At 50.8% G+C, this 15,993-nt stretch carries 17 protein-coding genes and 1 pseudogene; 14 read left to right on the forward strand and 4 right to left on the reverse strand.

Annotated features, from left to right (window positions below):
- Positions 1 to 34 precede the first annotated feature (34 nt).
- From AC1DF0_RS11455 to gyrA, 6 genes are all read left to right on the forward strand, one after another.
- Positions 35 to 1,087: an ABC transporter substrate-binding protein gene (locus AC1DF0_RS11455; protein WP_477573999.1), complete on the forward strand. Its 1,053-nt coding sequence runs from the start codon at positions 35 to 37 to the stop codon at positions 1,085 to 1,087.
- A 159-nt stretch (positions 1,088 to 1,246) separates the two neighbouring features.
- Positions 1,247 to 2,071 carry a GDSL-type esterase/lipase family protein gene (locus tag AC1DF0_RS11460; protein WP_477574000.1) on the forward strand — a complete coding sequence of 275 codons (825 nt, stop codon included), beginning with the start codon at positions 1,247 to 1,249 and terminating at the stop codon, positions 2,069 to 2,071.
- 24 nt (positions 2,072 to 2,095) lie between these two features.
- Positions 2,096 to 3,049, forward strand: a complete 954-nt coding sequence (locus AC1DF0_RS11465) for an ABC transporter ATP-binding protein (protein ID WP_477574001.1) — start codon at positions 2,096 to 2,098, stop codon at positions 3,047 to 3,049.
- Positions 3,042 to 4,028, forward strand: coding sequence for an ABC transporter permease (locus tag AC1DF0_RS11470; protein WP_477574002.1), 987 nt, complete (start codon positions 3,042 to 3,044; stop codon positions 4,026 to 4,028). The genes AC1DF0_RS11465 and AC1DF0_RS11470 overlap by 8 nt, the downstream gene beginning before the upstream one ends.
- 47 nt (positions 4,029 to 4,075) lie before the next feature.
- The gene (parE, locus tag AC1DF0_RS11475; protein ID WP_477574003.1) at positions 4,076 to 6,046 is read left to right on the forward strand and encodes a DNA topoisomerase IV subunit B; all 1,971 of its coding nucleotides are present in this window, start codon (positions 4,076 to 4,078) and stop codon (positions 6,044 to 6,046) included.
- Positions 6,047 to 6,060: 14 nt separating this feature from the next.
- The gene (gyrA, locus tag AC1DF0_RS11480) at positions 6,061 to 8,523 is read left to right on the forward strand and encodes a DNA gyrase subunit A (RefSeq protein ID WP_442052912.1); all 2,463 of its coding nucleotides are present in this window, start codon (positions 6,061 to 6,063) and stop codon (positions 8,521 to 8,523) included.
- On the opposite strand, the gene AC1DF0_RS11485 is transcribed toward gyrA, so the two are convergent.
- Positions 8,504 to 8,671 (reverse strand): hypothetical protein, encoded by a 168-nt coding sequence (locus AC1DF0_RS11485; protein ID WP_477574004.1) that lies wholly within the window; start codon positions 8,669 to 8,671, stop codon positions 8,504 to 8,506. The two genes, gyrA and AC1DF0_RS11485, sit on opposite strands and share 20 nt — an antisense overlap.
- 234 nt (positions 8,672 to 8,905) lie before the next feature.
- On the opposite strand from AC1DF0_RS11485, the gene AC1DF0_RS11490 reads away from it, so the two are divergent.
- Together AC1DF0_RS11490 and AC1DF0_RS11495 are read left to right on the forward strand one after the other, a co-directional pair.
- A complete protein-coding gene (locus AC1DF0_RS11490) occupies positions 8,906 to 9,310 on the forward strand; it encodes a MarR family transcriptional regulator (RefSeq protein ID WP_475821634.1) in 405 nt (134 codons plus the stop codon).
- 83 nt (positions 9,311 to 9,393) lie between these two features.
- Positions 9,394 to 10,422: an NAD(P)-dependent alcohol dehydrogenase gene (locus tag AC1DF0_RS11495; protein ID WP_477574005.1), complete on the forward strand. Its 1,029-nt coding sequence runs from the start codon at positions 9,394 to 9,396 to the stop codon at positions 10,420 to 10,422.
- Between the two features lie 62 nt (positions 10,423 to 10,484).
- Here the strand turns inward: AC1DF0_RS11495 and AC1DF0_RS11500 are convergent, their stop codons facing one another.
- From AC1DF0_RS11500 to AC1DF0_RS11510, 3 genes are read right to left on the reverse strand one after another with little or no spacing between them, the layout of a single operon-like run.
- On the reverse strand, positions 10,485 to 11,726 hold the full coding sequence (locus AC1DF0_RS11500; RefSeq protein WP_477574006.1) for a CapA family protein: 1,242 nt from the start codon (positions 11,724 to 11,726) through the stop codon (positions 10,485 to 10,487).
- A 16-nt stretch (positions 11,727 to 11,742) separates the two neighbouring features.
- Positions 11,743 to 12,459 carry an RluA family pseudouridine synthase gene (locus tag AC1DF0_RS11505; RefSeq protein WP_442052907.1) on the reverse strand — a complete coding sequence of 239 codons (717 nt, stop codon included), beginning with the start codon at positions 12,457 to 12,459 and terminating at the stop codon, positions 11,743 to 11,745.
- Complete coding sequence (locus AC1DF0_RS11510) at positions 12,459 to 13,325, reverse strand: class I SAM-dependent methyltransferase (protein ID WP_475821638.1); 867 nt, start codon at positions 13,323 to 13,325, stop codon at positions 12,459 to 12,461. Before AC1DF0_RS11510 ends, AC1DF0_RS11505 begins: the two co-directional genes overlap by 1 nt.
- An 84-nt stretch (positions 13,326 to 13,409) precedes the next feature.
- On the opposite strand from AC1DF0_RS11510, the gene AC1DF0_RS11515 reads away from it, so the two are divergent.
- The 6 genes and pseudogenes from AC1DF0_RS11515 (at position 13,410) to AC1DF0_RS11540 (ending at position 15,726) form a co-directional block, all read left to right on the forward strand.
- Positions 13,410 to 14,066: a phosphatase PAP2 family protein gene (locus tag AC1DF0_RS11515; protein ID WP_477574007.1), complete on the forward strand. Its 657-nt coding sequence runs from the start codon at positions 13,410 to 13,412 to the stop codon at positions 14,064 to 14,066.
- Positions 14,067 to 14,082: 16 nt separating this feature from the next.
- Positions 14,083 to 14,268: a hypothetical protein gene (locus tag AC1DF0_RS11520; protein WP_442052904.1), complete on the forward strand. Its 186-nt coding sequence runs from the start codon at positions 14,083 to 14,085 to the stop codon at positions 14,266 to 14,268.
- 72 nt (positions 14,269 to 14,340) lie between these two features.
- Positions 14,341 to 14,508: pseudogene (locus AC1DF0_RS11525) on the forward strand (L-arabinose isomerase); the annotation flags it as partial.
- Positions 14,509 to 14,632: 124 nt separating this feature from the next.
- Complete coding sequence (locus AC1DF0_RS11530) at positions 14,633 to 14,881, forward strand: spore coat associated protein CotJA (protein ID WP_442052903.1); 249 nt, start codon at positions 14,633 to 14,635, stop codon at positions 14,879 to 14,881.
- Complete coding sequence (locus tag AC1DF0_RS11535) at positions 14,862 to 15,125, forward strand: spore coat protein CotJB (protein WP_442052919.1); 264 nt, start codon at positions 14,862 to 14,864, stop codon at positions 15,123 to 15,125. Before AC1DF0_RS11530 ends, AC1DF0_RS11535 begins: the two co-directional genes overlap by 20 nt.
- 31 nt (positions 15,126 to 15,156) lie before the next feature.
- Positions 15,157 to 15,726, forward strand: a complete 570-nt coding sequence (locus tag AC1DF0_RS11540) for a manganese catalase family protein (protein ID WP_477574008.1) — start codon at positions 15,157 to 15,159, stop codon at positions 15,724 to 15,726.
- Positions 15,727 to 15,993: the final 267 nt, after the last annotated feature.

The raw sequence follows: 15,993 nt of genomic DNA on the forward strand, positions 1-15,993 counted from the left end.
ATGGGAACTAAGGTTGCGGAAGCGGGGGACATGGTTGAAGCGTAGGCTGCGATGGTACATATTTGGTCTTGCAATCGTTATTCTGCTAGCAGCTTCGGGTTGCTTGGCGGGAGACAATAACCCTTCCAATGAACAAGCGCTAGAAGCTGAATGGCAAAGTCAAAATCATACTGAAGAGCCTTCAGCCGAGGCATATCCGCCCGCCCGTCCGTTGGTAATGGGCTTCTCTCAGTTGGGTTCGGAAAGCGATTGGAGAGAAGCGAACACGACCTCCATTAAGGAAGCGGCCGAAGAAGCGGGCATCGAGCTGCTGTTCGAGAATGCCGAGCAGTCACAAGAGAAGCAGTTCGAGGCTATCCGCTCTTTTATCGAGAAGCGCGTTGACGTCATTGCTGTTGCACCGGTCGTTCATTCGGGATGGGACGAAATATTGAAGGAAGCGAAACAAGCGGGCATTCCCGTCATTATAACCGATCGCTCTATCGATATTGACGATCCGTCCTTGTATGTTACACATATCGGAGCGGATTTGTACGAGGAAGGCGTGAAGGCAGGCAAATACTTGCTCGATAAGATGCGCGACCAACAAGCGCCGATCGGTTTTGTGGAGCTGCGCGGGACAGAGGGCTCATCGCCATCGATCCAGCGAGGCAAAGGATTTCAGGACACGATTACGGGCCACGATGAATATAAGCTGCTGGACAGCAAAGCGGCCGACTTTACGATGGAGAAGGGCAAGGAGGTCATGAAAGGTTTCCTGCAGGAGCATGGAAGCGAGATTCGAGTATTGTTCGCCCATAATGACGATATGGCGCTAGGGGCAATCGAAGCAATTGAGGAATACGGACTTCGTCCGGGCAAAGACATCGTTATCATCTCGGTTGATGGCACGCGAAAGGCGTTCGAGAAGCTGGTATTAGGCCAAATTAACTGCGTTGTCGAGTGTAATCCGCTGCTCGGACCGAATGTGATGCAGGCCGTTCAGGAGCTTGCTGCAGGCCGAACGCTGCCGAAGCGGATCGTCTCGTCCGAGAGCGTATTTACGGAGCAGATGGCGGAGAAGGAAGTCGGGAATCGCAAATATTGAGGGTCGAGGATGACTTATATGACTCGAATGGACAGGAGAGCGCGGTAGATGTGCTCTTCTTTTTTTGCGCGCGATCACATAATTCCAGCTTTTTTGTAAAACATGGTAACAGAGGCAGGTTGACTCAAAGAACAAATGAGAAGCTGAGGTGCATGGTTGATGAAGACTCGTTCACGATTATTATGGCCGATAATCGCAGTGTTGACTGCGGCTTCGACTGCCTGTCTCCTGCTTGGCTTCGGTTGGGCGGTCAAGGACATGCTCTACCCGTCAACAGCAGCGGTAACGCCTGGACGAACCGAACAACCGGAAGCAAGCGGAGCGCTGCCGCTTGAGAAAGCAAAGGAAATAAGGATTGTCGCTTTTGGCGACTCGTTAACGAAGGGAACCGGGGATATGTCAGGTGAAGGTTATGTGAAGCTGACGGCAGCCGCTCTGCAAGAAAAGCTGGGCAAGCCGGTTCGCATTATCAATAATTTGGCGATTAACGGCATGTTAACCAGCGAGCTGAGCAAGAAGCTGGAGCCTGGCAGCGGATATCGGCAAGCTATAAAAGGTGCGAATCTCATCCTGTTCACGATTGGGGGCAACGATCTGTTTCAATCTGCCAGAGCAGCTAACAAGGGGCGACCGATGTCTGCGCTGCAAATTGCATCCATAATGACTGCGTTAACGAAGACAATGGACGACTTCGAGAAGATCGTGAATGCAGTAGGAACGATAAATCCGGATGCGATAATCGTATATATCGGCTTATACAATCCCTTTTACGATGTAGAGCAGCTTAGGAATGGCAGCCTCGAAGTGCAGCAATGGAATATGAACGCCTATACCATTCTGCATAAGCATCCTAATATGATGATGATTCCAACGTTCGACCTATTCGAACGTCAAATTGGGAAGCGGCTGTCAGAGGATCATTTTCACCCGAATCATGAAGGGTACAAGCAGATCGCCGAACGTATTGTGAGCGGATTGGAATAAGGCTCGAAGAGGACGGAGAGAGAAATGAAGGATGCAGTACTGGCGGTACATCGACTTCACAAGAAGATTAGAGACAGGACGATTATTGAGGATGTCAGCTTCGAGATCAGGGAGGGCGAAATATTCGGTTTTCTAGGTCCGAACGGATCCGGCAAGACAACAACGATAAGGATGCTTGTCGGACTCATTAAGCCTACGTCGGGAATGGTGCGAATCTGCGGTCATGATATAGCGGGGCATCCTGAGCAAGCGCTTAGTCATGTCGGATGTATTGTAGAAAATCCCGAGGTCTATACTTATTTAACAGGCTGGGACAACTTGCTCTTCTCCGCTCGTATGTTGGATAACGTTACTGAGGAGCGTATTAGAGAGGTTGCCCGGATCGTCCAGCTTGATGCTCGCATTCATCATAAAGTGAAAACGTATTCGCTTGGCATGCGCCAACGATTAGGTATCGCGCAAGCGCTGCTGGGACAGCCTCAGCTGCTCATTCTCGATGAGCCGACGAACGGTCTCGATCCGAAAGGGATTAAGGAGCTTCGCGAATTTATTAGGCAGCTTGCCGCAGATGGATTAAGCGTAATGATCTCCAGCCATTTGTTAAGCGAGATTCAACTCCTTTGCGACCGTGTAGCTATCATTAGCGAAGGACGTGTCATCGCTGAAGGTTCAGTAGAGGAGCTTATGGAGAAGGCAGAAAGTTATGTGGTGTGGCAGTTGGAAAAGCCGGAGGCAGGACGGGAATTGCTTGAGGAGACGGGACAGGTACAGTTCGTTTCTGAGCATGAGCATCGGTTGGATGAGGCAATCCTGGCTTCGCTGCCCGGCGCTATTGTTACAGTGATGTCCAAGGAGCTTATAGCACCGATGATAGAAACACTCGTTCAGCATCAAGTCGGCGTGCTTGCGGCGCTGCCAATCGCACCGACACTTGAAGAGCTGTTCCTTAGCATGACAGGGGGCGAAACGCTTGCATAAACTGTTGCCTCTCATCCAGAATGAGACATTGAAGATTTGGAAGAAAAAAAGATTTTACGTCATTATCGCGATATTGTTAGCTTTAATTCCTATTTTCACCTATGCTGAGCTTAAGGTTGCTCAGAATAATGCCGATAAATTTACGGATTGGCGAAGTCAAGTGCTGCAGCGGATGACCGATATTGAGAATACGCTGTCCAGCGACCGCATTCCCGAGGAATGGAAGCGCGGCAGACGCGTTCTTCTCGGACAGCTCCAATATTATTTGGATCATGATGTTGACCCAAGCGCTCCCAATGCGGTTACGTTCACAAGAGGATTTCTGAACAATTCGGTAACGCTTTTTATTCCGCTGCTCATACTCGCGCTTGGATCGGATTTAATATCCGGCGAGAGGACGAGCGGGACGATCAAGCTGCTGCTCACAAGGCCGGTTCGGCGATGGAAGGTGCTGTTCAGCAAGCTATGCGCCTTAGTCCTATATGCATCGTTGACAGTTGTCGTAACGGCATTGTTGTGCTATGGTATTTCAGGCTTGTTCTTTGGTTATGAGGGCTGGGGCTTGCCAATCTTCACCGGGTTTCGAATGGCTCACGGAACGATTGACAGCAGCGGGGCGCATGCCGTTCCGCAATGGCAATATATGCTGATGCAAGCTGGACTTGTCTGGTATTCCGCGATAATCATAGCGGTTCTAGCACTCATGGTGTCGGTACTTATACGCAGTACGGCGGCAAGCATGCTGACGATGATGGCAGCGATCATCACTGGCACGATTCTTTCTAATATGTCTTCCTCGTGGACGAGCGCGAAATATTTGTTCGCTGTTAACTTGAATCTAACGGGTTACCTTGAAGGGTCGCCGCCGCCGATTGAAGGAATGTCGCTCCCGTTTTCCCTCGTCGTGCTTGCGATTTGGGGGATTTGCGGATTGGTCGTTTCCTTTGGCGTCTTTACGAAACAGGACATCTTGAATTAAAATAGCTTGAAGATACGAGAAACGTGATTTTGGATTGGGGGACGCTCATGTCAGAGCAAATAGATCTCTTCACAAATACGACGGCCCAAGACCGTAATTATGAGGCCGATGATATACAAGTCCTGGAAGGCTTGACGGCAGTCCGCAAGCGTCCGGGCATGTACATAGGCAGTACGAGCAGTTCCGGTCTTCACCATCTCGTCTGGGAAATCGTCGACAACGCGGTGGACGAGCATCTCGCCAAGTTCTGCTCGGCGATTGATGTGACACTGCATAAGAACGGTTCGATTACGGTACAAGACAACGGGCGCGGCATTCCGACCGGCATGCATAAGACCGGTATTCCGACGCCACAGGTCGTGTTCACGATCTTGCATGCGGGAGGCAAGTTCGGCGGCGGGGGATATAAGAAGTCGGGCGGCTTGCACGGTGTAGGCGCATCGGTTACGAATGCATTGTCTGAGTGGCTTGAGGTGGAAATTTTCCGCGATGGCAAAGTACATAAGATGCGGTTCGAATATTGGGTCGACGATAAAGGCAAAGAGCATGTAGGCGAGCCTGTTTCCGGTCTAGAAGTGACTGGAACGACGAACCGGACAGGAACGAAGGTAACGTTCAAGCCAGATGCCCGCGTATTCCAAAGCGGAACATCCGTCAGCTACGACACATTGTCGGAGCGCTTGCAAGAAATTGCCTTTCTGAACTCAGGGCTCAAAGTATCGATTAAGGATGATCGAAGCGGCAAGCAGGATGTCTTCCATTATGAGGGCGGAGCGCGCCAATTCGTGCAATTTTTGAACGATGACAAGACGGTGCTGCATGAAGTCATTCATTTCGCGGGTGAACGCGACGAGATTGAAGTGGAAGTAGCGCTGCAATATAACGACGGGTACACCGAGACGATCGCTTCCTTCGTTAACTCGATCCCGACACGCGGCGGCGGTACGCATGAGACCGGCTTCAAGACGGCCTATACCCGCGTAATGAACGATTATGCGCGCAAAGCAGCGCTCTTGAAAGAGAAGGATAAGAACTTAGAAGGCAATGATCTGCGCGAAGGCATGATGGCAGTCATCAACATCAAGATGTCCGAGGTTGAATTCGTCGGTCAGACGAAGGATCAGCTCGGCAGCGCATCGGCTCGAAGCGCGGTTGACGCGGTTGTCTCGGATAAGATGCAGGTGTTCCTTGAGGAAAATCCGCAGGTTGCGCAGATGCTGCTGAAGAAAGCGGTACAAGCGTCAAGAGCCCGCGAAGCAGCCCGCAAAGCGCGTGAAGAAATTCGCAGCGGCAAGAAGAAGAGCGAGAGCTCCAATCTAGGCGGCAAGCTGACACCGGCGCAATCGAAGGACGTCACTCGCAATGAGCTGTTTATCGTCGAAGGCGACTCGGCTGGCGGTTCGGCTAAGCAAGGCCGCGACTCGAAGCATCAAGCGATATTGCCGCTCAAAGGCAAGCCGATGAATCCGGAGAAGGCGAAGCTTGTCGACATCTTGAAGAACGACGAGTACAAGGCGATTATTGCGGCGATTGGCGCAGGCGTCGGACCGGAGTTCGAAGCCGAAGAGAGCAATTACAACAAAATCATTATAATGACCGATGCCGATACGGACGGCGCGCATATTCAGGTGCTGCTGCTTACGTTCTTCTATCGTTATATGAAGCCGCTTATCGACACTGGCCGCATCTATATCGCTCAGCCTCCGCTCTACAAGATTACTCGCAAATCAGGCAAGTTGGAGACTGTTAGATACGCTTGGACGGATGAGCAGCTGCAAAATTACTTGAAGGAATACGGCAAAAATTATGATCTTCAGCGTTACAAAGGACTCGGCGAGATGAACCCCGATCAGCTTTGGGAAACGACGATGGACCCGGAATCGCGCACGCTGCTTCAAGTGCAGATCGAAGACGCCGCGAAGGCGGAGCGCCGCGTATCGACGTTAATGGGAGACAAGGTCGATCCGCGCAAGCGCTGGATTATCGAGAATGTCGACTTTACGGAATACGAAGAGTAGGGGGAAATTGACGTATGAGTATGCTGGAACAGTTTTTGCCGGCGTTTCTGGAAGAAGTCGTAGGCGACCGATTCGGTCGCTATTCGAAATATATTATTCAAGATCGTGCAATTCCCGACGTGCGCGATGGCTTGAAGCCGGTACAACGCCGTATTTTATACGCGATGTACGATTCCGGCAATACGCCGGACAAGCAATATCGCAAGTCGGCCAAGACGGTCGGCGACGTAATGGGCAACTATCATCCCCATGGCGACTCATCTATCTACGATGGAATGGTGCGGATGGCTCAGCCGTGGAAAATGGCGCATACGCTCGTCGACGGACATGGCAACTGGGGCTCTCAGGATGATGACCCGCCGGCGGCTATGCGTTATACGGAAGCAAGACTATCGCCTATCGCGATGGAATTGCTGCGTGATATCGATAAGCGAACGGTCATGTTCAAGGACAACTTCGATAATACGACGAAGGAGCCGGTCGTGCTGCCTTCGAGGTATCCGAATTTGCTCGTTAACGGGGTTAGCGGCATCTCCTCCGGCTTCGCTACGGAAATCCCGCCTCATAACCTTCGGGAAATTATCGATGCCTGTATCGCCGTCATGGCTCGTCCAGACACGACGCTAGAAGAGCTGATGACAATCGTCAAGGGACCTGACTTTCCTACCGGCGGTATCATCATGGGCGAAGAAGGTATACGTGACGCTTATGCGACGGGCAAAGGCAAAATCTATCTTCGTTCGAAAACAGTCATTGAGGATATGAGAGGCGGCAAGCAGCAGCTTGTCATTACCGAAATTCCGTATCAAGTCGTGAAGTCGCGTCTTGTAACGGCGATGGAGAACATCCGGCTTGAGAAAAAAGTGGAGGGCATTGCCGAAGTTCGCGACGAGAGCGGCCGGAACGGCCTGCGTATTGTTGTCGAGTTCAAGAAGGATGCCGATGCGCAAGGCATTCTTGCCTATCTGCTGAAGAAGACAGACCTTCAGGTGGCTTATAGCTTTAATATGGTTGCAATCGTGAATAAGACGCCGCAGCAGCTTGGTATCAAGCAAATGCTGGACGCTTATATTGCTCACCAAAAAGAAGTGGTTACTTATCGGACGAAATACGAGCTTGAGAAGGCTGAAGATCGCGCGCATGTCGTAGAAGGTCTCGTTAAAGCGCTTAATCTGCTCGATGAAGTAATTGCGACAATCAAAGCGTCGAAAAATCGTGCCAATGCACAAGAGAATCTCGTTGCTAAGTTCGGCTTCACCGAGCGTCAAGCAGACGCGATCCTGACGTTGCAGCTCTATAGACTGACGAATCTAGAGATTACGTCGCTTGAGAAGGAGCTTAAGGAAGCGCAGAAGAAAATCGCTTACTTGCGTTCCATTCTCGACAGCGAGAAGAAGCTGATCGGGGTCATTAAGGATGAATTGATAGAGATCCGTGATAAATACGGCATCGATCGTCGCTCCGATATCCGCGGCGAAGTAGAGGAGCTTAAAGTTAACCTTGAAGTTCTCGTAACTCCTGAGGATGTGCTAGTGACGCTTAGCCAGCAGGGCTACATTAAGCGGACTAGCATGCTGTCGTATACGAGATCCGGCGGCGAGATTGACAATGCTGGAGTCAAGGATGGCGACGTCATTCGTGAGCTGTTGCCGGTTAACACCATTGACAATCTGCTGCTGTTCACGCGCAAGGGTCAATATTACTTGCTGCCTGTCCATCAAATTCCTGAGTTCAAGTGGAAGGATGCCGGCACGGCGATCGTCAACATCGTACCGATTCCGAAGGATGATTCGATTATAAGCGTCATTCCGGTGAAGGACATGAATGCGGCGAATGTGTCGCTCGTCTTCGTGACGAAGCGGGGACAAGTAAAGCGTACCGAGCTGAAGGAATATGCAACAACAAGGTCTACAGCGGTCGCGGCTTGTAAGGTTGCCGAGGGCGATGAGCTGATCAAGGTCGCGTTGAGCGACGGAGAGAAGCAACTATTGCTGGTAACGAAAAACGGCATGAGTATCCGATTCGTCGAGGCGGAAGTAAATCCGATGGGCAGAGTAGCAACTGGCGTAAGAGGGATCCAGCTCAAGGACGACGATGAGCTTGTTGCCGCCGAGTGGGTTGCCGACGATGAAGGCGAAGTGCTGGTCATCTCCGATATAGGTTATGCGAAACGTTCGCTGTTGCTCGATTATCCGATTCAAGGACGGGGCGGCAAAGGCGTACAAACGTTCGAGTTCAAGGAAGGCAAGCGTGTTCGTCCGAATGGCGCAACGATTGCGGCTGCGTTCTACTGCCGCAATCCGCTTGATATCGTTGCGATTACGACTTCAGGAGCGAAGCTGCAAGTCAATTCCGAGCAAGCGCCAATCGAGGATCGCAAGTCGATCGGCAGACTTATGATCCCGGTAGACAAAAACGATGTTATCGTTTCCACTTTCGTTCGGACGACGATCGAAATCAATCAAAAGGCCGATTAGGAGGGTCGAGCTTCTCGATCACTTCCAATAAAGCCTCTAACATGACCCACAATGGCACCGGTTCATCCGGTTTATCCAGCCATTGCGGGTCTTTTATTATGCCTTGAGCCTTTGCCTTTCGGATAATTTCCGCAATTTTCTGGTCCACGTTGGATCACGCTCCTCATAATCATCCATCGATTTTGCCTTCGCCTACTAAGGAACTAGAGGCATTCACACAGTACTGGGCCTTCGTCACATTGTATGTCTAATGCTGTCAAAACGTTCGGCATTTTATCGATTAATCTCGCAAATTATTAATTAGATTAATCTTTTATTCGACATTGAACACTGCTATAATAAAACTACGAATAGGTGAAAATTGCCAGGAGGGTGTGAGATAATGGTATCTGATGAATTTACCAAGTTGTGGACGAAGCTGTCGCGCGAGTGGAAAACCAGTTTGGAAGAATCGCTTGCTCCTTTAACGGAAGGCCAGTTGAATGTGCTGGAGCTGCTAATGCAGCATCAGCCGATGAAGCCATCTGACCTGCTGCAATATTTGGCTACAACGCCAGCTGCAATTACGACGCTGCTGGATCGGATGGAGCGCAATGAATTGATCGTACGTACTAGAGACGACAATGACCGTAGAATTGTGTGGGTAAACGTATCGGAGAAGGGACAAGCCGAGGCGGGGAGAGGTTCTGCTCTGCGCGGCGAAATGATCGGGCAATCGTTGGACCGCATATCTGCGCATAATCAACAGCTGCTTGTCTACTTGCTGGGGAAAGTCGCTAACGCATAGATGAATCAAGATGTACATATAAGCTGCCCCTGCTTGGGCAGCTTATTTCATGTTCCTATTAAATGGATTTAAGGAGGACGGCCATGAGCGTTGAGATAGAAGCTGCAAGCTTTCCCGGCATACGAGGAACACGTACAATGAAAGCGTTGGTCTATGAATCCTACGGATCACCGGAAGTGCTCCGATTGGAAGAAGTAGATGTCCCTGTGCCGAAGGACCACGAAGTATTGATCGAGGTTCATGCGGCTTCGGTAAATTCCTGGGACTTTGATCTCCTCCGCGGGCAACCGTACATTACCCGGCTTGGCGGGCTGCGCAAACCTCGTTACCGTATTCTTGGAGCGGACATCGCGGGGCGTGTAATCGCCGTAGGTGCCGCTGCCAAGCGATTCCGACCGGGGGACGAAGTATTCGGAGACCTTTCCGGCTGCGGCTGGGGCGGATTTGCCGAGTATGTAAGTGCCAACGAGGAGGCTTTGACGCTAAAGTCTGCGAGGCTAAGCTTCAATCAGGCAGCGGCTATTCCTCAGGCTGCCGTTCTAGCTTTGCAGGGCATGCGCGATAAAGGAAATTTGCGAAAGGGTCATCGGGTGCTGATCAATGGGGCTGGTGGAGGAGTCGGTACGTTTGCCGTCCAGTATGCCAAATTGCTCGGGGCAGAAGTGACCTGTGTCGATAGAACCGAGAAACTGGATATGCTACTTTCCATCGGGGCGGATTATGTGTTGGACTATATGAAAGACGACTTCACCGCAAGCGGTCTTCGATACGATCTGATCCTCGATGTCGTCGGGAACCGTTCAGTCTTCGCGATGAGGCACACGCTTACGACAGACGGCACGTATGTGATGATCGGCGGTCCAATGCCTCGCATTCTCCTGACTCTATTAGCAACACCGCTGTCTGCTTGGCTTGGAAGGAAGAAAGCAGCGGTCCTCGTGCATAAGCCGAATCACGACGACCAAATGATTTGGAACGCTCTTGGCGAAGCGGGCCAAGTCGTGCCTGTCATTGATCGGCAATATCCGCTATCCGACGCGGCTCAGGCACTCCGATATTTTGGAGAAGGCCATGCGAAAGGGAAAGTTATCATAAGCATGAAAAACGAATAAACGAAAAGAGCGGCAATCACGGACATTATTTCCCGTCCCTGGTTGCCGCTGTTTATTGATACTTATTTCATAGAGTCCAGTCGTTTGCGAAGCATTTCGTAATCTTTCCTCAGGGTCGCGAAATCGGTTTTTGTTAACATCGGATCAGATGCGGCGGTAACCGTCTGCTCGAGGGGCAATATACGATAACGGAACGCATTGTCAGGCTTATAGCGGTGAACCCAGGTCGGGATCGACTCGACTTCAGATAGCTCGATGGAGCCGTCGGTCATATTTTTGCGAATATGAACTTTATAAATGACGCCGTAATCTTTGGAATCGCCGCGCTGGTTCGAAATGAAATTGCCCATGGAATATATAATAAGTGCTTTTCTTGGTTGGCCGTTCTCGGCGGTCGTTTCGATAACTTCGTATGGCTGCACCACATGCGGGTGTGAGCCTGCAATAATGTCCGCTCCGGCTGCAACGAGCGACCTGGCAAGCTGCTTCTGCTCCTCGCTTGGCTGCGTCTGATATTCATTGCCGAAGTGGAGCGACACGGTAACGAAGTCAGCACCCGCTTCACGCAGACGCTTCATATCGGCTATGATCTTCTGTTCATCAATCATATTGACCAAGTAGTCTTTGCCAGTCGGAATTGGAATACCGTTCGTGCCGTACGTATAAGCGAGCAGTCCCATCTTGATCCCGTTGCGCTCAGCGATGAGCAACTGATCGGCTTCCTGCTGTGAAGAGGCTGTTCCCGAATGCTCTATCCCGTAATCCTTTAGCGTTTCTAACGTCCCTAGCACGCCGCCTTCGCCTTTATCAAGGGAATGGTTGTTAGCAGTCGTCAGCAGGTTGAAACCAGCGTTTTGGAGGGCCTCAATCAGTTCTGAAGGCGCATTGAAGCTTGGATAGCCGGTGTAGCCGTATTTTTTGCCTGCGACAGGTGTCTCCAAGTTCGCAATGACCCAATCTCCTTCTGCAAATAAAGGCTTCACTTCAGTGAAGTACGGATTGAAGTTGTACAGCTTCGTCGCTTGATCGTAAGAGCCCGGTAGCTGCGGCGAGTGCATCATGATATCGCCTACTGCCATCCATACAGCCTCCGAAAATACGGGCTGCGGCGGCTCGGTCGTCGGAGGTTCGGTAGGTTCTGGCGTTGGTTMATGAACGGCGGTTGGAGATGGGCTTGGCTGTTCGGTCGTGTCGGTGTCTCCGCTCGTATAGCTCCAATAAATAAAAACAATTCCTGCTATCGCTAATACAAGCAAAATCGATTGAAAAATAATAAGCCGCTGTCGTGATCGCTTACGTCGCATAGTAGGCTAGTCCTTCCTATTCAGGCGTAATGAGAAGAGTAGAGGCACGCACCAACTGATCGGTAGACCACCAGTCCCAGCAAGCAGAACCGCTAGGGGAGGAAGTGAATAACAACTCTTCTTTCGTAACCGGGTGCTCTACGGATATGGAGGTAGACCATAACGCGATATCGCTTATGCCGGCTGTCTTGGCTGCCCCGTACTTCAGATCGCCTACGAGCGGGCAGCCGATATGCGACATTTGTGCTCTGATTTGATGAGGTCGACCGGTGTGCAGCCGAATAGCGACAAGCGCATGTTTGCCGGATGAAGCGGCGACCTGGTAGGAGAGGATCGCTTCCTTAGCGTCCTCTGCAGGTTGGTTATACACCGTTACTTGATTTCGCTTCGTGTCTTTGCGAATGTAGTGCTTAAGCGTAGCCTGCTGCTCGGAAGGCGTACCCTGCACGATGCATACGTACGTCTTTCCGAAGCTGCGGCTCCGAATGCTCTCCGATAGTCTCGAAGCAGCCTTCGATGTCTTGGCGAACAGCATAGCGCCGCCAACCGGTCGGTCCAAACGGTGGACGAGGCCAAGAAACACGTTGCCAGGCTTATTGTAGCGTTCCTTCAAGTCCTGCTTCAGCAGCGTAAGCATATCCGGATCACCCGTCTCATCCTCCTGCGAAGGGATGCCGGGAGGCTTCACAACGACAAGCAGATGATTGTCTTCGAATAATACTGGAATAGACATCAGTTGGACTCCCAGCGTCCCAATATGCCGCATGGCAAGTTAAGGCCGGACTTTGTTATCGGCAAGCCAATCTCGCCGCAGTTGATCTCGCCGCCAAACTTGGATTTCATCGTAATGTGCAGCAGGTTATGCAGGACAGAAGGAGACAGTCCCGTCGTATAGGAATTAATCAGCATGAACAACGGCTTGTCCGACAAGATCGACATGCAGGATTGGAGGAACGGGAATAAATTCTCTTCCAGCTTCCATGTCTCGCCGTTCGGGCCGCGGCCATAGGATGGTGGGTCCATGATGATGGCATCGTATTGGCGGCCTCGACGCTGCTCGCGTTGTACGAATTTGAACACATCGTCCGTTATGTAACGTATCGGCGCGGACTCCAGGCCAGATAGCTGTGCATTATCTTTCGCCCATTGCACCATGCCTTTGGCTGCGTCTACATGGCATACGTCAGCGCCTGCAGCAGCAGCTGCTACAGTTGCTCCGCCGGAATAGGCGAATAGGTTAAGCACGCGGATAGGACGGCCTGCAGAACGGATCTTATCCATCATCCAGCTCCAGTTAACGGCTTGCTCCGGAAATAGTCCGGTGTGCTTGAAGTTGGTAGGCTTGATATGGAATGACAGCTCCCCATAAGAGATCGTCCAACGTTCAGGAAGCCCTGGGCTCATGACCCATTGTCCGCCGCCGGAGTTGCTGCGGTGATAATGTCCATCCGGCTTCTTCCATAGTCCGCTCTCATCGGCAATCGGCCAAATGATCTGCGGATCGGGCCTGCGCAATATATGGCTGCCCCAGCGCTCGAGCTTCTCGCCGCCGCCTGTATCTATAACTTCATAGTCTCTCCATTGATCTGCAACATACATGTTTGTTCGTAACCCTTCCCTGACTTCAAATTTGTATTATAATCATGTCATCGATTATTATATCGAAGCATCACTTATGAATCAATGAAACGAACGATTTGGAGGCTGGTATTTATTCAGAAGCAAATGAAAGGTTGGATTGCCGTTCTAGCGGCAGCCATTATTGTTTTCGCTCTGCTCGCAGTAACGCTGCCAAGCAGCGGGGGAAGCGCCATGGATCAGAGCGTTCAGCGCGCTATGGCGAATTGGAAAGGGGATGGAGCAACGGCGCTGTTCAAGCTGTTCTCCTATGTGGGATCGACGGCGGCCATTGCAGGCATTACGCTGCTCGCTTCGATACTGATTGCCTGGAAACAAGGGATATGGAGAGGCGTATCGATCATTGGTTCCGTACTCATTGCCTTTATTACGAATTCATTATTGAAACATTGGTTTGACCGAGTAAGGCCCGAGGAAGCCTGGGGGATCACCTCTGACGGAGCAAGCTTCCCAAGCGGAAACGCGATGCTGGCTATCGTCATGTTCGGCATGATCGCATTATCGATTGCACAGTCTCGTACCGCAGGCAAGGGGATCAAATGGGTGGTTTGCATAGCGGCGGTGCTAGTCATAGCAATGATGGGCCTCAGCCGGGTTTATTTTCACGTCCATTACGCATCGGATATAATCGGCGGCTTCGCGGCTGGAATTGCCGTCCTATCATGTGTACAAACGGTTTTACTGTTAGCCAACAAAAAGTAAAGAGGTGTAAGTACCAATGATGAGCTTTGAATGTGAATGCGGCAATACGACCCGTTTCTTCGCGACAGGGGATCGTGACGAGCAGGGACGGGAGTATATCGAGGTGGAGGACGAGGATCGGCTAACGGTTATATTCGGGGATGACAGCGTGCTGTTTCGTTGCATGTTTTGCAACTATACATACAGATTGCAAAAATTTTAAAGCAGAATGATACAACTTTATACGCGAGCGAAATTGAAAACTTCTCCTTTCGGAGCATGATAAACATCGAACTATGCTGGCGGAGTGCATCACACTGTGTTTTCATATGTCGTTACGACAGAGCAGCTTGTGGACTGGGCCGAAATGGTCGGCGTCGAATGCGTCGTGATCGGCAAAGACACAACGCTTCGCCAGTTCCGCAACGAGCTTCGTTGGAACGATCTTAGCTACCGTCTGCGTCAATACTTCCGTTTATCCCAACCGTCTGCGGCTTCAGCGCCGCAGGCGGTTTTTTTGGTCATTTCTGCCAAGCAGTAGGTCATATATTGATGCGAAGTCCTATGCAAGAGAGGAGATTGCGAACGTGAGCAATGACCAAGTGCGATACTATGCGCCATTTATAAGTCCTACCGACCCGTGCCCGCCGATTCGGATCAAAAGTTACAGTGTCCCCCCGCAGTTATTCATCCCATTTCAGCCTCCCAATCTGCAGCAATTCCATCCCTTCGATGCTTTAAAACACGGGACGTTGTGGCCGGCACTGTACAGTCCATACAGCTCAAAGCAAATGAGAGGCGAAGTAGGTGACAGCGATGCACAAGCAGTTGGATGATGAGTACTATAGGCTGCTCCACGAGCTGCAAGTTATCGATTTTGTCCTAGTTGAGCTTAACTTATATTTAGATACGCATCCTTGGGATACGGCCGCCATACAGCAATACAACCACTGTGCCCAAAATAGGCGTCAGGTTGCCCAGCTTTTCGAATCCAAGTACGGTCCGTTAATGAATTTTGGACATAGCTATTCCGGTGCGCCATGGCAATGGAATGACACGCCATGGCCTTGGCAGGTGTAATTCGGATCGATGCTGGGGAGGGAAATAGTCGATGTGGGTGTATGAGAAAAAACTGCAGTACCCGGTTCGAGTGAGCAAATGTGATCCGATGATGGCGAAGTATCTGATGGAGCAGTATGGCGGGGCAGACGGGGAGCTTGCCGCAGCGCTGCGTTATTTGAATCAACGCTATACGATACCGGATAAGGTAATCGGATTGCTGACAGACATCGGAACCGAGGAATTCGCGCACCTTGAGATGATCGCCACCATGATCTACAAGCTTACGAAGGACGCCACACCGGAGCAGATGAAAGCAGCGGGGCTCGGCGATCACTATGCCGCTCATGATAACGCTTTGTTCTACCAGAACGCATCGGGCGTGCCATTTACTGCTTCTTACATCCAAGCAAAAGGAGACCCGATCGCTGACCTCTACGAGGATATCGCGGCCGAAGAGAAGGCGAGAGCTACTTATCAATGGCTGATTGATATGACCGACGACGTTGACTTGCAGGACAGCTTGAAGTTTTTGCGTGAGCGTGAGATTATACATTCGCTCCGATTCCGCGAAGCGGTGGAGATTTTGAAAGAGAAGCGGGACGAGAAAATCTTCTATTAGGCCGTACAATTGTGATCAAAGTTATTAGAGATGAAGTCAGAGAGGTAAGAGTGAGAGGGGTGCCTTGATATTCCTACGGCAGCCCTCTTTTGATAAAACTACCGTTTCCCGTAAGTTTAACAAATCACTGAGTTACGCGAGTAATTAAATGAATCAGCATTATCGCAGGTCAATAGAAACCACAATAACTCCTCGAGAGATGGCGTGTTAATCATAGTATTTCATGTCGGCCAATACTTCGTTGTATAACATGCCGTCAGTTAAGAC

It is taken from the genome of Paenibacillus sp. 05T425, assembly GCF_056396205.1.